7 protein-coding genes are annotated in these 19,310 nt (G+C 59.6%); 6 read left to right on the forward strand and 1 reads right to left on the reverse strand.

The window, feature by feature from the left end; genetic code table 11:
* Positions 1 to 62 precede the first annotated feature (62 nt).
* Positions 63 to 1,691: an extracellular solute-binding protein gene (locus RLO149_RS03415; RefSeq protein ID WP_013960661.1), complete on the reverse strand. Its 1,629-nt coding sequence runs from the start codon at positions 1,689 to 1,691 to the stop codon at positions 63 to 65.
* Between the two features lie 217 nt (positions 1,692 to 1,908).
* Here RLO149_RS03415 and RLO149_RS03420 point away from each other — a divergent pair, with 217 nt between their 5' ends.
* The 6 genes from RLO149_RS03420 (at position 1,909) to RLO149_RS03445 (ending at position 19,303) form a co-directional block, all read left to right on the forward strand.
* Entirely contained in the window at positions 1,909 to 2,946 is a 1,038-nt protein-coding gene (locus tag RLO149_RS03420) for an ABC transporter ATP-binding protein (protein ID WP_013960662.1), read from the forward strand.
* Between the two features lie 105 nt (positions 2,947 to 3,051).
* Entirely contained in the window at positions 3,052 to 3,498 is a 447-nt protein-coding gene (locus RLO149_RS03425) for an RbsD/FucU family protein (RefSeq protein ID WP_013960663.1), read from the forward strand.
* Positions 3,499 to 4,401: a ribokinase gene (gene rbsK / locus RLO149_RS03430; RefSeq protein ID WP_013960664.1), complete on the forward strand. Its 903-nt coding sequence runs from the start codon at positions 3,499 to 3,501 to the stop codon at positions 4,399 to 4,401.
* Between the two features lie 438 nt (positions 4,402 to 4,839).
* Positions 4,840 to 12,213, forward strand: a complete 7,374-nt coding sequence (locus RLO149_RS03435) for an OmpA family protein (RefSeq protein ID WP_013960665.1) — start codon at positions 4,840 to 4,842, stop codon at positions 12,211 to 12,213.
* Positions 12,214 to 12,215: 2 nt separating this feature from the next.
* Positions 12,216 to 16,202 (forward strand): hypothetical protein, encoded by a 3,987-nt coding sequence (locus RLO149_RS03440; protein ID WP_013960666.1) that lies wholly within the window; start codon positions 12,216 to 12,218, stop codon positions 16,200 to 16,202.
* Between the two features lie 5 nt (positions 16,203 to 16,207).
* Positions 16,208 to 19,303, forward strand: coding sequence for a phospholipase D-like domain-containing protein (locus RLO149_RS03445; protein WP_013960667.1), 3,096 nt, complete (start codon positions 16,208 to 16,210; stop codon positions 19,301 to 19,303).
* The last annotated feature ends 7 nt before the right edge of the window (positions 19,304 to 19,310 follow it).

The following is a 19,310-nucleotide window of genomic DNA, read 5'->3' on the forward strand; positions in this document are numbered from 1 at the left end:
GGTGACACAATAAAAAACGGCGCGGTGTAAAAACCGCGCCGTTTTTGTAGCGTTGCGAAGGATCAAAGACCCAGTGACGCCTTGTAAAGCGCGATCTGGCTGGCGCGGCCGATCTGGTCGGTGATCTTTTCCCAGGCGGCGGCAATCGCATCTGCCGTCTCCTGAGCGGAGCCGTATTGACCGGCATAGCCCTTGGCCAGTTCATCTTCGGCAACAGAGTAGTATTGGAAGATGCCCGGAATGCGCGGTTCAACTGCCGCATTGGGGTGGTTGTAGCTATCCGCATTCGAGCCCAGGTAATCCTCGACAAAGGCGCGGTCATAGCCTGCCTCTTCCCATTCTTCATACTGGAAGTGCGAATTCCGATAGGGCTGGAACCCGGTCGGATAGGCAGACGCCCAGAGCGAGATATCCTTGCCGCCCAGATGTGCGGCCACGGACCATGCCGCCTTTTTCTTCTTCTCGTCGCCCTCAACGGTGGCCATCACATAGACACCCCAGCCGATATAGGCGTTGTTGGGAGCCACGTTCGGCATTTCGTCCCATTGCCCGGCGGCGGTGTTCCAGACCTTTTCGCTGCCCGGGTTGATGCTGAAGCCGACGACGTCGCCCACGACAGATGTATCGGACGTGCGCGCCGAGGCACCAACATCGCCCCACCAGCTGATCATGCCGCCGGTGCCTGCAAGGAACTGCTGGAAGGCAGTTGTGCCGGGGTCTGCGTTGATCTGATCGGTGGGATATGCACCCGCTTCGATCAGATCCATCACGTCCTGAATCGCCTGAACGAAGGCTGGATTATTAACGCGTGGTTTCATCGTATCGGGATCAAACAGCCATGCCGGATCATCGGGGTGTTTGGCATAGGGAGCCGCCCTGTTTTCGAGGAAGTAGAACCCGAAACCGCCCCAACCCTTGAGCGGGTCCAGATACCCATGCGCGGGCAGACCGGTCAGCGGATCTTCCTTGCCTACAAGGTCTTTGGTGATTTGATTGACCTCTGGCCAGGTCGTTGGCACCTCTTGCCCGGTGATGGAATCCGCTCCGAAATAGTCCTTGCGATAGGCGAATGTATGCGTGTCGCCATCAATCGAGACGCGATATGTCTTGCCATCCCATGTACCCACGGGCGCTTTGAGGTAATCCACATAATCGTCCATGTCGATCTGCTCTTTGACCCAATCGGGCATCTCCGATGCGAGGCCCTTGCCCAGCACGTCCCCCTCAAACGGAGCACCCATTTCGATGATGTCGAAATCCACCGTCCCTGTGGCAATCGACTGTTGCAGTCGGGCGTTGTAATCGGCCTGTGCAAGGTCGATCCAGTTGATCTTGGCCCCTGTGTAATCCTCCCATGCCCGCAGGAAACCACGGAAGATAAAGTTGTGCTGGTTCTGGTTGTTCAGCCCCATGAAGGTCAGCTCAACCCCTTCGAACTCGCCTTCGGCCACATTCGCCTTGGTGCCTTCGAGGCACATCGCACCGACTTTCTGATAGTCGCTGTCCGTCGGCGTTCCCATGCCCACGCCGGGGATTTTCAGGATGTCGGCACGCACATTCCCGTGCCCGTCCGCCATTGCGGCCCCTTTTGGCATCATGGCCATGGCGCCGACTGCGGCGGTGCCTTTGAGCATCTGGCGGCGGTTCATTTTTTGCGCCGCGCGGATGTAATTGTAAAGTTCGACCTTCATAGGTGTCCTCCCTGGAAGTAAATCAGATCTGCTAAAACGGGAAGGCGGCAGATATCTCGGCCATCAAACTGATTTGATTGACCGGCACCGTAAGCTCCCCCATCAAGACGCGAGTATGGTCGAGAAATACGTTTAGTCAACAAAAGGTGTCTGACCCCGTGGACAGCGAATTTTTCATTGTTTAGCATCGCCTTAATTCAGGGGGAGTGGAAACGGCATGGCTGACGTCAGGATCACAGATATCCGTAAATCATACGGGTCTGTCGAGGTCATTCGTGACCTGAATGTCGATATCGCGGATGGTGAGTTTGTGGCGCTGGTCGGTCCGTCAGGTTGCGGGAAATCGACGCTTTTGCGCATGATCGCCGGGCTTGAGCCGATCAACGGTGGGACGATTTCCATCGGGGACCGTGTGGTGAATAACCTGCCCCCCGCGCAGCGCGACATCGCCATGGTATTCCAGACCTATGCGCTTTATCCGCATAAATCCGTGGCCGAGAACATGGGCTTTGCGCTCAAGGTCGCTAAAACCGACCGCGCCGAGATCGACCGCCGGGTCAAAGAAGCGGCAGAAATCCTCAGCCTCACCGACTATCTGGACCGCAAGCCAAGGCATCTGTCCGGTGGGCAACGTCAGAGGGTGGCGATGGGGCGCGCCATCGTGCGCGATCCGCAGGTTTTTCTTTTCGATGAGCCTTTGTCAAACCTTGACGCCAAATTGCGCATTCAGATGCGCACCGAGATCAAGGAACTGCACCAGCGGCTCAAGACAACGACTGTTTTCGTCACCCATGATCAGATTGAGGCAATGACCCTCGCTGACCGCATCGTCGTGATGCAGGGCGGATTGATCGAACAGGTCGGCACACCGCTTGATCTATACGACAACCCGACCAATGAATTCGTGGCAACTTTCATTGGTGCGCCGTCGATGAACCTGCTGTCCGCCGAGCTTGAGGGCGGGCAAATTCGCATCGGGGATCATCTGTTCGCGGGGCCCTCAGGCTCTGGCAAGGTCAACCTTGGGGTGCGGCCCGAACATCTGATCCTGTCGGATGACGGTTTGCCCATGGAGGTCAAAGTGGTCGAACCGACCGGGTCGGAAACCATGGTGTTCTTGCGCTACGCAGGTCAGGATGTGACGGCAGTGTTCCGCGAGCGTCATGCCTTTGAGCCGGGCAGCACCATTCATCTGAAGCCAGACCCGGACCGCCTGCATTGTTTCGACGCAGAAACTGGCCAAAGGATGGTTTGACCCGATGATGCCGGATCGTTGGGCTGTGTTGAAGTGGTGATCCATACCGCCATTGGAGCGCCCTTTTGAGCAGGTTTTGGCGCAATAATAGAAAGGACGTAACCCATGTTGAAAGGAATTGATCCCATCTTGAATGCGGAAGTGCTTTTTGCACTGCGCGCAATGGGGCATGGCGATGATCTGATCATTGCGGATACAAATTTCCCCTCTGACAGTGTCGCGAGGGATACTGTGCTGGGAAAAATCCTGCGCATCGACAGGCCTGCCGCCGAAGTGGTGCGCGCTGTGCTGTCCGTTTATCCGATTGATACATTCGTCGATGATGCCGCCGCCCGGATGGAGGTTGTGGATGAGCCAGACACCATCCTGCCCGTCATGCAGGAGGTTCAGCATGAGGTCTCTGCAGCTGGCGGGCCGACAATGTTGAGCATCGAACGTTTTGCCTTTTACGACCGATCCAAGAAAGCCTATGCGGTGATCCAGACCGGCGAGCGGCGGTTTTACGGCTGTTTCGCCTTTCGCAAAGGCGTTGTTCCACCGGATGCGTCATAGATGAGCCGGGTCGTTATTCTGGGCGTCTTTGTGGCCGATACGGCCTACCGCGCGGACCGCATGCCAAAGATGGGCGAAACGATCATGGGCAAGTCCTTTGCCCTTGGTCCGGGCGGCAAAGGGTCCAATCAGGCCGTGGCATCTGCGCGGCTGGGGGCTGAAACACATCTGATTTCGCGGCTCGGGCAAGATGATTTTGGCCGGTTGGCGTTGGAGACTTGGCGCGCGGCAGGTGTCACCCCGCATGTAATCCAGATGGCGGACAGCTATACCGGTGCCGCGCATATCTTTATCGAAGAAAGCACCGGCGACAATGCGATCATCATCGCGCCCGGTGCTGCGGCCTTTATCAGCGGGCAGGATGTGCAGGCGCAGGCGGATTTGATCCAAAGCGCGGATGTCTTTGTAACGCAGCTTGAGCAACCGATGGATGCAGCAGTCAGGGCGCTTGAAATCGCGCGAACTGCCAATGTGGTGACGGTGTTGAACCCCGCACCCGCCGCCGAGTTGCCGCCCGACATGCTTGCGCTTTGCGACTACATCACGCCCAATGAAACCGAATGCGAGGCACTTACCGGCATTGCCGTTACAGACGCGCGCAGCGCACAGAAAGCCTGTGATACTTTGTCAGAAATGGGTGTCGGCAGGCCAATTATCACGATGGGTGAACAAGGCGCTTATCTCGCAGGGCACGGTTTCGTTCCTGCGGTGCATGCAGGTCCGGTCGTGGAAACGACAGGTGCGGGAGATGCCTTTAACGGCGCATTTGCGGCCGCTCTCTCCGAAGGAAAATCGGCAGAGGTGGCGGTGCATTATGGATGCGTGACGGCAGGAATATCCGTGACACGGCCCGGAACCGCACCCGCCATGCCAACGCGGGCAGAGGTTGAGGCGCTGTTGTAAGCCGCGCAGTTATCTGCAGCAACGCAGCAGCTGGGTTTGAGAGGGCAGTGGTTTCGCCTGAGTCGGGGGCGTCTGCCAACGCGCTGCTGCACTCAAAATGATCGTATGTTTTGACAGCTTGAGCCACGTCTTTTTGGTGCTCAAGGGGCTGGGTGCGCTACGTGTAAGAAAGAGCGTCACATGAGTGCCAACCCTATGCCGTGTATGTGAAAAATAGCGGACCGCGCTATCGTTTACGCGATATTTTCCAGCACTGCCGTATCCCATCTTCAAAGGATGTGCCTCAGGCATTCGACTTCCAGCGCTGGCCCCCGGCGGCAAGCTCGTGCCCATGCCAGTTTGACTCAAAGCACTATTTATGGTTGTGTTAACCTTTAGATTGCTGCCATTTCTCACCGTTATTTTTCTCTGAGCAAGAATTGCGAAGGTGTTTGGCCTATGCCTTTTGACCTGTCACTCGTTGATCTTTTTCGCCCCTACATTTTGCGCGGCGAATCGACCCCTTGGCATGCAGTTCTATCCGTCATTTACGTTGAAAGCTACGAGACCGCGACCGGCCCCGGTGGCATGGTCATTCGCGGCATCGGGCGATTTTCCGGTGATGTGGACCTGCCCACTTTTGATCCCAGCACAGGCACGCTCAGCGGGGCGGCGGCGAATTCGGAAGGGCATCCGAGAAATCAACCCGACCGCTCGGAACCCTGGCTGGACGTAACCGACACAAAGGTCGAGTTCAGCATGACCGTCCCGCGCGTGGCGGGCGCCATTATCGCCGACGGTGTCGCGGGGGTGGCTGGTGGGGATGCCGCGTTTCAAGCGGTGCGCGATGTTCTGGATGCGCTTGATGCGCCACCGATTGACCCGCCGCCATCGGACTATCCAAACACCGGATTTACGCTGGACCTGATCCTGTCAGGCATTGAAATGCGCCCGCCCTTTCTGGAGCCTGCCGAGATGCGGGCGGATGGATTGCTGGTGCCACATACATCGCGCCGGGACGTGGTCTTTCACTTGCCCAAGGTCAAGCTGCGGCTGACCCAAGGAACGGATACGAACGCGCAGGTGCAGGTGTGCCTTGTCTCGCTGGGGGCCTCTGGCCTTGATGATCCGGGCGCGCTTTCGGCAGCCGAGCTTGTCACGATGGAGCCGCATCACGCCTTTATCGGGTCAGGCCGCGTGGTGGGTTTTGGCTTTCGCTCTGCATATCTGGACCTGTCGGATGGCTACACACCGCCCGAAGTTCTGTCGCAGTTCGGATTTGATGAAGCCTGGACCGGTCTTTACCTGCCGGAAATCCGGATTTTCTTTGCCCCCAACGGGGCTGAGGATTTCGCCGTCAACGCAGGTGTTGAAAACCTGTTGATCGGATTGGGTGGCTCCAACGGGGTCACGGGCGATTTTGACGTTGCTGTCATCAATCAGGGCGGCGGCGATCTTGTGATCGGCGCGAACTTCTTTGCAAGTGACGGGCGCGGGATTGGTATCACGCGCACCAGCCCGGGTAATGCAACTGCGGCCCTGCCGGAAACCACGCGCCTTGCGGTCGATGTGCGCGGGGGGCGCGCGCCTTACAGCGTCACCGTGGATCAGGGCAGTGGGGCGCAGGCGGGCATCGTGCATGATGTGAGCGCGCCCGCGACCGGCACACGAACCATTACAATCACGGCAGCAGATGCAAGCGCGCCGCCCAAACAAGCAACCCTGACCGTTTCGGTCGGACGGCGCGCGCCCCCCGCGATTGCCCCACCGCCCGGCGCACCGCTTGCAGCCATTCTGGAAACCACATCCATCACGCGCGGCACGCAGTCCTTGGTCGCGCCCCCGCTGGCCTTGCTGAGTGACAACCGAGAGGCGGGCGGCGTCAGGGTCAGTCTGGCGGGGTTCAGCGTGCCGCCGGCGACGGAATGGCGCATCGACGGAGGCCCTCCCACAGTTGGTGTGACGGTGGATATCGATGTGACGGGCGGGCAATCGCGCGCGATTGAGGCGCGCACGCCAGACGATGCGGTGACATCGCTCGTCGGGTTTTTCCGTTTTGATACGCCACCAAAGGTGGATTACACCGATTATGCGCGGGTGCCGGGACACATTCGCGACAAGGAAGCACTGACCGCCAGCAAAACATCAGATTGGCAACCGGGTGCCCGTGCTTTTGATGTGGCCTATACGGATATTCTATCCCGCATTAACCCCAAGGACGTCACCATAACCGGCACGGCCAGCTGGGATGGGGATGATTCAAAGGCGCAGTATAACTGGAAGCTCAGCCAACGGCGCGCCGAAGGATTGCGTGCACTGATCGAGGACCGTTTTCCGCCCACGTTCACCGGAGCCAATGCGCCCTTGGGCGCGACCCACACGGCCAGTTGGCGCGACACCACATGGAAAACCCAAGGCCCCACCAACAGATCACAATATTGGAAGGCGACGATCACAGGCTTTTCGGTCAACCTGCCGGGTGAAGTCATCACCGGTACGGTGCGCAGGCCTGCAGCGCCCGAGCCACTGCCGCCCCCGGTCGTGCCCGACACGCCACCCAATGATCCGGCCACCCCGGATTGGTTCCATTCGGCGCGTCTGAAAGTGCGCATTATCCGCAACCAGTTTGTTGCACTTGAGCTTTCGGGCAAGATCGATTTCCAGACGGGTCTGGAAAGCACACTGCAAAACGGGGGGGCGACCGAACTCCCCGATGACATTCGCGGTATCGGCAACAACCCTGCCGATGGGATTACGGATTTTCTGTTTCTCTACCAGACCGACCCGGCCAGCCAGACGGATGAGGTCAAACTTTATATCGGCGCAGACCCGGCGGACAAAGATGGATTGCTGATGACAGGGCAACTGCCCGGGCAAGCCCTGAAGCCCAAGAATTTCGGACGCGATCTGTTGGGGATGACCACGATTTTCACGCCCTTGCTGGCGGAAAGCACGCCAGCGCAAGGCTCGGATGGCAGCATCGCCCCCCTCGTGGCGTCAGCGGCCGTGGTTGGTGTTGCAACAGGTCTGGCGCAAGCCGGGTTTTTCAACATTGAAAGAGTGATCCTGTTCGGCGGCGAGGGCGCGTTCCGGCGGCAGGGGGATCGCTGGCTGATGAGTTTCCTGTTCGACGTAGAAACAGCCGTATCCGTCAATATCGGGTTTGGCGATGGCGACCCGCTGCTGGAAATTCCGCGCGATACGCCGCTTGCCGTGCGCTATAAGGCGATCGGGCTGAGCTTTGGTGTGCCGCCGGGTGGGGGTGGCCGGTTTGATTTAAGACCTGTTTTTGACAGCTCCAAAGGCTATTCCATTGATGTATCGGGCCCCGGTGCCATTCGCGTGGCTGAACCGTTGGGCCAGATATTGCAGGTTCTGGGTGCGCGCATTGCCCGCACGAACCCCTTGAGTTTTGAGATTGATCTGGGCTTTGCCATTGATCTCGGTGTGATCTCGGTTGACCGGGCACGGGTGCGCATGCCGGTTGATCCGCTGGGACCGCCCGAACTGACTGCCTTTGGTGCGGGGTTGAAGGTTCCGGGCGTGCTTGAAGGCTCCGGCTATATGGAGTTCAACAACGGGGACGATGGTACCGAGATCAAGGGCGGGATTGATGTCCGCCTGATCCCCGTCAAGATGCGGATTGCAGCGCAAATCGCGATCAAGCAGATCCCGGAAAGCGCGGGTGGTCCTGCAACCGGCGTGGCGGTGGCCCTTGAGGTTGAACTGCCCGTCGCCATTCCGCTGGCGCAATCGGGCTTTGGCATTTACGGTTTTGTCGGTCTTTTCGCGATGCATTATGCACGTGATGAGGACGGTATCACCTCGCTCACCCCGGCGCTTGAATGGCTGAAGAACCGCGCCAACGGGGATCCTACGAATTTACAAGCCTGGAAAACCAACCTTGACAGTTGGGCCTTTGGCGTTGGGATCACGCTGGGCACGATGGGCAGTCCGATTATCTTTAACGTCAAAGGCATGTTCCTGCTGGAGTTGCCCGGGCCGCGTGTCCTGCTGGTGGTCAAGGCCAACCTGCTGGCGGTGCTGCCTGAGCTGAAAGACAAGAACGCCGAAGGGACGTTCCTCTGTGTCATTGATCTGGACTTTGGGCGCGGGACGCTGACCATCGGCATTTCCATTGACTTCACCATCGACCCGCTGGTCGAGATCAAAATTCCGATTGAGGCGTTTTTCAACCTCAAGGATGGCAAATTCTGGCACGTGTATCTTGGCAGTTTCGCGGGCAAAGACCTGCAGGACAACCCGCTGCCGGGTCCGATCCGTGCGTCCATTCTGGGGGCTTTTGACGGCTCTGGTTACGTCATGTTCTCAGGGCATGGTATCCCAAGCTATCAGCCGCCGGGCAACAATCTGCCCGCGCTGAGCCAGGTCAATGGCTTTGGGATCGCCGCCGGGCTTGAGGTGTCGATCATCTGGGGTAACACCTCGATCAACCTCTACCTCAAGGTGACGGCGGGCTTTAACGCGATCATTGGGTTCCAGCCGTTTTACGTGGGCGGGCTGCTCTATATCCGGGGCGAGCTGAAGCTGTTCATCATCAGCCTGTCGGCCTCTGCGGCACTTTCCGCGCAGGTTGGTGAGCGCGCAGATGGCACGCAGGTCAGCCGCATCGACGGTGAGGTTTGCGGTGAGCTGGACCTCTTTTTCTTTTCCATCAAGGGCTGCGTTGATTTCCACCTCGGCGAGGATTCCAAGATACTGCCCCCGCCACCCGATCTTTATGCCGGGGCCGTTCTGGTCAGCCGCACGCCCGCGCTGGCCGAAGGCACCGGGGTGGATCGCGGCATAGACAGCAAAATTGGCGACATGCCGCGCGACGACAACACGCCCGCGGATGCAGATATCCCCGTCGTACCGATTGATGCGATCCCGGTGATCAGCCTTGCGATGCCCGCATTGGACGGGGGTATCACGCCGCTGGGTGAGACGCCGGGCGGCAGCACCGGCGCCCCCGCAGGTGGCTTTATCGCGCGGGGCGATTTCGCCTATCGCTATACAATGACCGAGGTCACGCTGGAGCGGGTAGGGGAAACCGATGCGGTCATGGCCGGAAATACGCCGTCAACATGGTGGACGCTTGAGCCGCCGGACGGTGAAAACCTGACCACGCATCTGTCCTTGCTGAATTGGGTGCCAAACCCTGCGCCCAAAGCGCTGGAACGGACGGAAATTCTGGAAGAGACCATCCGGGAGCGGTGGGGCAACGTGTGTGAACCCGCAGCCCCTGCGGCCCCGGTTCTGTGGACCTTTTCGGACGAACGTCTTGGCCCGTCAGCCGATGGCTGGGATCTGAAGGGGACTGCATGGCCCGACCCTGATGACGCCAAACGCTCCCGTGATCCGGACGTCGAGCTGCATGTGCATGAAACTTGGCGTTCGGGTGATTTCGCGCTCGATCAGATGCGCGGCATCGTCCCCGCGGTCGTCGAAGGAGGCTTGGTTGATTGCGCGCCCGAGGGCCGCGACGGAACTCCAAATCGCGGCGGCTTTGAAACTGGTCGCCTGACGACAGGCATCAGGGGCGGAGATCTGACAGGTGTGATTGCCACCTCAGGGCGCGATCTGACGGGCACGCTCAACAAGATAGATGAAACCGGCACGTCCGCGCTGAAGATGCGGACACTGACGCGGAATATGTCCTTGGGGTCAGGCACGTTGAACAAGAGCCTTGGTGACAAGATAACGACCACGGCCACGTTGAACACCAAACTGAACCGTACGGTGGAGCGCGAAAAGGTAAACCGTGCGATTGCCGGATCATTCGGGACAATCGGCCCGGTCGATCAGTTATCAGCAGAACATCTGGAGCTTGGCGAAGCGATCCGCCGGGTGACACGCGGCGTGGAAATCGAGCGCAGCGCACTGCTTAGCGTGCTGGCGGGTGCCACGGCTGCTGGCCCGCATGGCACGACTGTGCCGGGCGGCTCAAAGGTCGATGAACCAAAATGCCCGGGCCGTGTGCTGGCCTCCCCGCTGTGGGACACGGGCGAGCCGGTAGTCTTTGGAGATCGCAGCCGTGCAGATGAGGTCGCGGACCAGCTTGCATCTCTTGGACTGAAACACGGACCTCTTTCTGATGTGATTGAAGTGGACAGCGGCGAAATCCTGTCCGGTCATTTGCTGATGTGGGTCAACCGCGGCCTGTTAAACGATGACCAGCAGGGCACGGGGCGCGGTCTGGTGATCCACTTCCTTGATGGGGATGGCAATGTGCTTGGCATGCGCCCGGTGCGGGTTTCAGACCTGCTGACCGTCACCAGCTTGCCGCCGAACTGGATGGACACAAATGGCCCTTGGTTCGAGGACGTGTATCACACGGTGCTCTATGGTCAGATGCGGCTTGCGCCACGCCAGCCTGTTTGCGTTGAGCTTGCGCCACCTGATGGCACGGAACGCTTCCGGATCGGCGTACTCTATCTTGATGAAAAGCAGGCGCAGCGTTTTGAGCAACAGGGACGCCCCTATTATGTGGGCGCAATTGAGCTGACCCGCCTGAGTGAAGCGCGCCGTGAAGCTTACGACAACATTGAAATTGAAAAAGACCGGCAGGTGCTCGAAGACCTTGTGAGCGGTCCCAGCGCGGATGTGGCACTGCTATTCCCGGATGCGCTTTACCGCGTGAGCTGTAAAACGGATGTGCGGACCCGCGATGATGAAGGTGCTGAGAGTGATGCCGCGGATCAATCGGCTACATTCTGGTTCCGGACCGATAGTGCCGCACCCAAACGGCTGGATCCATGGATACTATGCACGTTGCCGGCTGAGGGTGAGGCGCATGTGTTCGGGTTGGATGCGCCCCGCTTTGTCTTTGCGACGAATTCAGTGGATCAGTTGTTTGCAGCTTATGGCAAAGAGCTGCGCGTCAGGCTCAAGGCTGCGTCTTTCCGGCAGGTGAATGAGCCAGGATTGCCGCACCCCGTGCCCATCGATGCAGGCACGCTGGAATACGTGAAGGCCCATGTGCTTTCCCCGTTTGAGGCGGTGGTCGAAGACGTTCTTGGCGAAAGCGGACCTTGCGTTCCGATTGATGAAAACCGGGTGCGGCATTCAATGCTGACCCTGCCGATCCCGCTTGATCCTTACACCGACTACGTCATTGATATTGAGGCGGTAGACATTGGTGCGCCTGCGGAAACCGTCGGCGCGCGTGTCTATCGGTTGAATTTCTCCACCGGTCAGTTCGGTCAATTGGAAGACTTCGCAGGTGATTTTCAGGCCACCTTGATGGAGCATCGTTTCGTGCAAAGCGGCGCGCTTCAGGCGATCGGAAATGATCCGCGTTTTGCCGGACGGACGCTGGAGAGCATCCTTGCCGGTCAGGATCTGTTGACCACAATGGGCCCGGAGCTGGACGAGGAACTGATTGGTGCCGGCCTTGAGCCGATGGATGTGCCCGGTGCGGCCCGCGTCATCGTCTTTTGGGAGCAGGCAAACCCGGCAGCCGATCCGCAACCAGCGGCATTGCTGCTGGATGCGAGTGAGCCGATGCATCGCACGCGACCGATTCCGCAGGAAGTCACCGAAGAGGACCCCGATGGAATCGCGGCCACCCGCTGGCGCCTTGAGCCTGCGCCGTGGTTGTCCATCGCGGAAAGCGCGGCATCCGATGACATCGTGGACAAGATCCTGTTTGCACCGGGCGCACAGCGTGCACTCGTAACGCTGAAGGCTGGCTCGCGCGGCAAGAGCCTGCGGATGGACATGATCCGCAAGGCTTTTGACGAACCTTACCTTAACGAAGGTTTTTCCGGCAACGTCGAGATCGAGATCATTGCAACTGACTTGGCCCGCGCCCCGTGGGAAGAAGAGTAGGTATGGCCGTGAAGCGAACATTTTTCCCATATTGGTTCCGCGGTCAGGGCGCGATGATCACCGCAAGCTCGGTTCTGCGACCTTTCGCCGATGAAAATGACGTTGTGACATTCCCTTTTGGCCCCGGCGGCGACACTGCTGCAGGGGGTGACGCGTTGCGGGCAGCGTCCAAGCGCGAGACCCAAGGCATCGACCTCAAGGATTTTGGTAACCACGTCTTTTCGGTGTTTTTGCGCTGGCAACTCAATCCGTCCGTTGGTCTGCCCTCTGAACCGTTCAAGGTCTGGCGTCGCATTGCGTTCCCGCTTCTGTCCAAACCTGTCGCGACGCCTGTCCGAAAGACTGCCATGCCGCCGCTCGGAACGGTCCATCAGTTCTTTCAACCGATGATGTCGGTGAACGTCACCATCAAAAGCAACGGTCCTGCCTTGACGGTCAATATTGTTCCGCTTGCAAATGGCGTTGGCTTTGAAAACATGTTGGGTTTTGAAAGCTTGAGCGTGGCTGCGAATGGCGAGCGGCGCTATCAGTTTTACGCCCCGCACATCACAGCACTGCTGATCAGCGGTGCCGACGGACAGGATGTCACAATCATTGGTGAACCTGTATCACATGCCAACGAAATCACTGGCTGGGAATTGGTCGAAACGGTCGGGCTACCGGTGGATCCCGACAACTTCGCAGACCTGAACGGTCAGGCGCATGGCAAGGAACAGGGTCTCGTGGGCAGTGAGGTCTCCGCGATAGATGCTGCTAAACAGCGGTTTTCGCGCGGCATTAACCCTTTCGGTTGGTATCCCAACTTCCCGACTGGTGACAAAGGACCTGTTTGGGAAATGCCTGACCCGGATGGCATGATTGACGACGCCCGAAAAACGCTTTTGCAAATGTTGCACAAGGCGTTGCAGGCCCCGCCTAATAAGCAGGTGGATGTGCTCGACACACATGTGATCAGCCCGCCGGAAAACCTGAGCGGAGAGGCCATGCCAGCCGAAAAGGGCGAGGCGCATGTTTCGGCTGTGAAGCTGTTGCAAATGGCTGTCGGAACCGACCCGATGCAGTCGGTGCTGATGGGTTTCGGGACCGGGTTCCCTTATGTCAATCTTGACCCGATCGTGCTGGCCGATCGGAGTTTTCTCGGCTCTTCCGACATGGCAGATTATGATTATATGATCACAGGTCTTTGGCCAAACGACTTGAACGGAAAAGGGGAAGCACGCGAGCTGGCCGCGATTATCCCCCGTCCACGCCGGGTGATGCGCCCGCTGACGGCTGTTGATCTGCGTGTGCATTTTCTGTCGCATCAGCGCCCCGCCGCCCCGGATGGATCATGGATTGCGACAAGCCGTGCCAGTTGGGAGCGCTTGCCGCTTGATAATCTGAACGCCGTCTCAAGCTTTGCGTTCAGCCGTGCAGAAAGCGGCACGACCGACCCTGCCGCGCCCTTGATGGAGCGGCGTCCCTCCGGCAAGGGGCACATGCCAATCGGGAACAACGAAAACCGCAAAGACCCAGAATACCCGCGCCAATCTGCGTCGGACACAGGTTTTGTGATCCCCAATGCCGCCGGTGCTGTCAGCGCCGAATACGGCATCGCCACCCAGAATATCTTTGGCATCTGGAGCCCATGGGCAACCCGCGCCTTTTCAACCACGCAGCCACCGCCTGATCCGGTAAATATCGTGTCAGCGGAACTCAGGCCGATAGATACGGGCAGCGGCACGGTGTGCCCGGCTGATCTGGTTGTCGAGTTTGTTGTGGACTGGCGCGTCCGTTCTGTCGCGCGCATCGACTTTCGCGGTCGGCTGTTTGCAGCGGCAACGCGCCATGCAGAACCGCCGGGTGGTCTGCCCGGAGCGGGCCTGCAAAAATCAATCGGTGGGGCTGTACAAAACGTCTTTATCACCTTTTCGGGGGATGTTGCATCGCTAACCGATCCCGGCGTGCCGGGGTTGAATGGTCAGGCAAGCGTTATCAATCTGGATGCGCAGGGCAGCGCCGAAGTGGCGACTCCGGGTTTTGCAAGTCAGGGACATGCGCGGCGTTACCGCGTGACCATTCCCGCCTTTTCGCTGGATTATGCGGCGACCCCGCATGTGGGGCTGGCGCTTCAGGCGCGTTTGCGCGAGGCTGTCGCACCGGGGCGGGCAGGGGGCTATGGCCCACGCAGCAAACTGACCTATGCGTCAGACCCACGCTCGCGGCCGACGCAGGTGATTGATATCGTGCGGCTGGCCAGCCTTCCCGATGCAAAGGGCGAGTGCCATGCGATTGTCGAATGGCAATCTGTGCCGGGGGCCGAGGGCTACATCCTGTATCAAAGCACCGAAACCAGAATGCTCGCCAGCCGGAATCTGGCTGAGGCTTTGCCCGGTGTGTCTTTGAGCGACCGACTGTCCACCCTGAAAACCGAATTTGCCAGCAAACCGGACCGGCGGGACTTCAATCGGGTCAACAAGAAACTGCTGACGGGCACCAATCTGGACGTGGCTTTGCCGCGCGGGTCCCAAGCCATTCATCTATTTGTCGTTATTCCCATAAGTACGGGCGGCGTCGAAGGCCCATGGCCAAGCGGGCCGACCGCAGATGAGGCGATGATACCCTTTGTGGCCCCACGCATTGCAACGCCCGCCCCACCAACCATCGAAGCCTTGCCCGTCGAAGGCCCCGGCGGGTTTGCCGCGCGCATCAGAGTTGAAACCCGCCCCGCGTCAGGCGCAAGGCCGGGTCGTGTTGATATCTATCGAACACGTGTTGCGGATGCGGCGCGCCGGTTGGACAGTATGGGGCCACCTCTGGTGTCGCTGACAGGGAGCACTGCCGAGTGGGCAGCCAGTTCTGACACCAATGGATCAGAAACCTGGATTACTGATATCACCGGCAATGATGCTCCATCCGGGTCCTGGAAACCACAATGGTACCGCGCTATCGCATGGGGCTTGGATGATCCGCAACGCGGTATTCGCAAGGGCCGTGGCAGACCGTCCCCTGCAGTTTCGATTGTCATCCCACCCGATGGCCCACCACAGTTGAGCCCGCCCGTGCTTGTCTGGCCGGGTGGCGGGAATCTGGGCGATATACTTGTGTCATTCAATTCAGACGCACCGGTTGATCCCACCGAACTTGGATCGCACAGGATATCGGTCGATGTCCGGTTCGATGGAGAAGACCTGTCGCATTTCTATACTGTCGCACCTGAGGCTGCTGATGACCCGCGCAATCCGGGCGAGAAACTGCCCGGTGCAACGCCGCTGAATCTGGTGAGTGAAGTGCCGACAACAATGCAGACAGCATTCTGGCGCGAGCCTGACGGGTCAGCCCGAAACTATCGCGTCTTTATTCGACGCCCCGCTGCTATGCCCGGCGGCAGTGTCACGCTCAGGCTCACCGACCCGATTGGCCGGGTGACTGAACACTTGGCCCGCTTTGCTCAAGGCTCGATCGTTCCTTTGCCAACCCTCAGCGATGTGGACAGCTTTAGCATCTCTGGCCGTGGAACGGTTTATTCTGTCACAACCGATGCGCCCATCTCTGGGCCGCTTGAATACAAGGTCCGGATCACGATCAGACCAACCTCAGGCGGCGGCGGTATTCTTGGGCCGGACCGTTTGCGCGCCCTGCGCGACCAGACAGAGGAATTTGGCCGCTTTGGTCGCCAATCCGGCAGCGATCCGGAATTTGCCGGTAGCAGAAAAATACCGCGGTTTGAGCCGCGCCCCGGTCCTATCATTGATCTGGGGTCCAACAGGCCGAAATCGCAGTTCAGGACTGATGGCAAGAACCTCGTCTATGAGGCACCGCTTGATGAAATACCTGTTGGCGGCGTTCCGGCCAAGACAAACGCCAAATCGCCGCTCTATTCCGCCAGCCGCCAGAGCATCGGAGTGCGCACCGGCATCACGGTATTCGCGCGCTCGGATCTGCGGGCGATCACCTTTGAGATCATCATGCCCGACGGGCGGCGCGTCTCAAGTTCAGATCGGGAGTGACCTAAGTGACACAGCTTAACGTCTTTACGCTGACACCACAGGCCGCTGCACAGGCCCTGCAGGATAATGGGCTGGATGCTTTGGGCCTGACCATGGCGCGCCTGTCAAATGCCTGGGGCAGCGCCAATCCGACTTTTGATTCTAACACATTGAGATTGGCACCATCGGGCAACGCACTGGCCCCATTTCGCGGCACGCTGGAGTATCTTGATCAGGGCCATGAATTCCGGGATGTAACGGGGGCTGGCATTGCCGGGCCGGTTGCGGCCTTTCGACTTCACCCCCAAGCCGTTGAACGCCTCAGCCGCTTGATGGCGCGATATGCCGTGGCCCCTGCACCGCACCACCGCCCCGTGCCGGAAACGCTGGTGTTTACAGGGGCGGTTCCCATGCCGGACCGGTCGCCCCAAACCTATGAGCCGGGTGAAAGCCTTGGTCGCACGGAACCGATGAGCTTTCATGACGGGCGCGGGTTGATCATTGACCCGATTTCCATCGCGGCATTGTTTGATGATCTGATCACCAGTTTTCCGGCCCTCGATTTCTCAAACGGTGGGGGCACAGGCGGCGCAGGCGGGATTGGTGCGATTGCAACCGGTCTGGGTGCTGCATCCGGCGTTGTGGTGCAGGTGGTGGATCTGCATGGATCGCCCTTCGTGAGCCATCTGGGCGATGTCGGTGTGGAAAAGCAGGCCGCTGATACCACATCCACGGGAGTTCCAAATGCCTCGGGGCTGATGACACTGGCTGCAAATGAAACGGTTGCTGCGACCGGCGCGAATGCTGCAAGCCGCGTGCGCTTGGGGTGGGCGACGGGCGGCACTTTGGCTGCCGGGCCCTTGACGCAGCCCGCGCTGCCGGGTGGCGTGTCGTTGCCGAGACAGTTCCTGCGCGCCTATGCGGTTGATCTGGATTGGCATCTGCGTGGGAACCGCACCACCAGCGCCGTTGCTGGTGTGCCCGGTGAGGATGGGGATATGCCGTCGGATCTGAAACCGCAGGTGCGAACCGAAGTTGTGATAGACTACGTCGTCGATGGCCCGGACCTGATGGCGCGTGCGGATGCTGTGCTTGCAAGGGTTGATGGTGCACCGGGCAATCCGCTGATGTTTGCCGTCGCGCCGATTATTGACGATTTGGTCCCTGCGCCAACCGCGCCGGGTGCGGCGGCCCGCTGGCCTGCGTTTCCGACCCCGGCAGGTATTGGCATGTTCGGCCCAAACCCGGCGCCGATCGTAGGAGCCACGGCGACATGGACTGCGGATGAAGATGTTATCGTTCAGATCGTTGCTGACGCTGTGCCCGATGGCAGTGCTGTCAGGCTTTATAATCAACGGTTTATTTCCATTCCCGCAATCGGAGAGACGCCGTCATTCAAACGCGGGGATGGCGGTGCTGCAATTGCGGTGGCAGGCCAGCCGACGCTGATCCGGGTGCACAACCCGCTTGGCCTGAGCGCAGGTGACCCCAAGCCGGACCCGGCGACGCTGGTCTTTGATCTGGTGGTCACACCACGCGGACAAAACCGGCGTCTGTTTGCCGCCCGAACTTTGCAGATTGCGCCCGGACCTGCCGCTCTGCCGCCTGATGTCTTTGCACCTGCGCTCGATCGTATGGGCGGTCTGTCCGATAATTTGAAATCGGTGGCCCCAGTCCCGATTTTCGGTACGGATGCCGGGCCTGATGATGGCGCAGCTGGCACGCCCGTTGATGCGGCACGTGCGCTGGCGTCCGAAACGGTGCCGCGCATTGGGCCGAGGCTCCCGACTATGGCGCGTCTGGAAGGCATCGTCGTCAGTGGCATCGGCTCGGTCAATGTCAGCGCCGGTCTTGACTGGGACGGGGTGCTGAGTGCCGCGTCCTGGTCGCGTGATACGATGTCAGCCAGCCATGCGCAGGGCAACCCGGGCAACCCGCCCGGGCCGGATACCCACAGTAGTGCTGTGCGTGTCGAGGGGGCGCTGGGCTATGACCTCGCACGCCACGCAGTGCGCCGTGTGCAGCCATTCATTCCCTTGCCCGGTGGCCCTCCTGTCGGGCAGGCGCCGGGCTGGTTGGCGATGTCAGGAGGGGATAATATGAACCCGCCCGTGCGGGCAGGTGGGGCACCCGCAGGAGCCACATCATCCGGTGTGTTGCTGCAATCCATCGCGGCAGTGGCCGAAACGCCAGAACTGTCGCTATTGCCTGATGGCAACCCGCTCAACTCAGCCACTCCACTTGATTTGCAAACTGTTATCAATGATGTGGCTGGTGCGTTGGGACTGCCGGCCCCCACGGTGGATGTGACAAATGGTAACCGCTTGCTGAACGAGTTGCGTCGCGAATATGAGCTGTCGGTCCACGGGGCGCGCGATGCGCTGTGGTCTTTGGCGCGAGCGTTTCACGAAGCGCAGGAATTGGTTTACGTGGAAACGGCTGGCCTTGCCCGCACAGTTCATGCCGGTGCTGGCAGCGGTGCGGTCTCGGTGGACCTGATCCAGATATTGGCCGATCGTCTGGCTGTGCAACCGCGGCTCAAGGTCATTCTATGCACCCCGCGCGAAACCGACTTTATCAATCCGCCATATGTGCGCGCCGCGATCCAGTTGCGCAACGAAGCGCTGCTGGCGCTGCAAAGCGTGGCCGCAGATCGTGTGGTCGCCTTTCACCCGGGCGCCTTTCCGGGGCGGGCTGCGCGGCTGCAGGGCACGACCGTCGTTGTGGATGATGTCTATTCCCTGACCGGTGCCACACATTTGCGCAGACGTGGTATCAGCTTTGATGGCAGTGCTGCGGTGGCCTCTGTCGATCATACCATCGCCCAAGGTTACAGCGCCAAGGTGCGAAATCAGCGCATCCAATCGATGGCTGGACGTCTCGGTGTCGTGCCGAGAGATGCCAGTGGGTTACCCTCGTCGGACTTTATCCGGCTGCAGCGCCCCACGGCGGCATTTTCGTTGGTGCAGGACCTCGTCGAACAAGGCGGTCTGGGACGGTTGGAGCCGAACTGGGACGGACCGACAGACGCAAGCGTCATCGCGCAAACGGCCGCTGTTGCGGACCCTGACGGCAGCGATGGAGCCAACCTGTCCCTGTTTCTGGCAGCCCTTCTGGCATGAAACCAAA

This window comes from Roseobacter litoralis Och 149 (assembly GCF_000154785.2).
Taxonomy (GTDB): Bacteria; Pseudomonadota; Alphaproteobacteria; order Rhodobacterales; family Rhodobacteraceae; genus Roseobacter; species Roseobacter litoralis.

Excerpts from the sequence above, each read along its gene's own strand:
- RLO149_RS03440 (WP_013960666.1), top strand. The coding sequence starts at position 12,216 with ATGGCCGTGAAGCGAACATTTTTCCCATATTGGTTCCGCGGTCAGGGC.
- RLO149_RS03435 (WP_013960665.1), top strand. The coding sequence starts at position 4,840 with ATGCCTTTTGACCTGTCACTCGTTGATCTTTTTCGCCCCTACATTTTG.
- rbsK (WP_013960664.1), top strand. The coding sequence starts at position 3,499 with ATGAGCCGGGTCGTTATTCTGGGCGTCTTTGTGGCCGATACGGCCTAC.
- RLO149_RS03415 (WP_013960661.1), bottom strand. The coding sequence starts at position 1,691 with ATGAAGGTCGAACTTTACAATTACATCCGCGCGGCGCAAAAAATGAAC.
- RLO149_RS03425 (WP_013960663.1), top strand. The coding sequence starts at position 3,052 with ATGTTGAAAGGAATTGATCCCATCTTGAATGCGGAAGTGCTTTTTGCA.
- RLO149_RS03420 (WP_013960662.1), top strand. The coding sequence starts at position 1,909 with ATGGCTGACGTCAGGATCACAGATATCCGTAAATCATACGGGTCTGTC.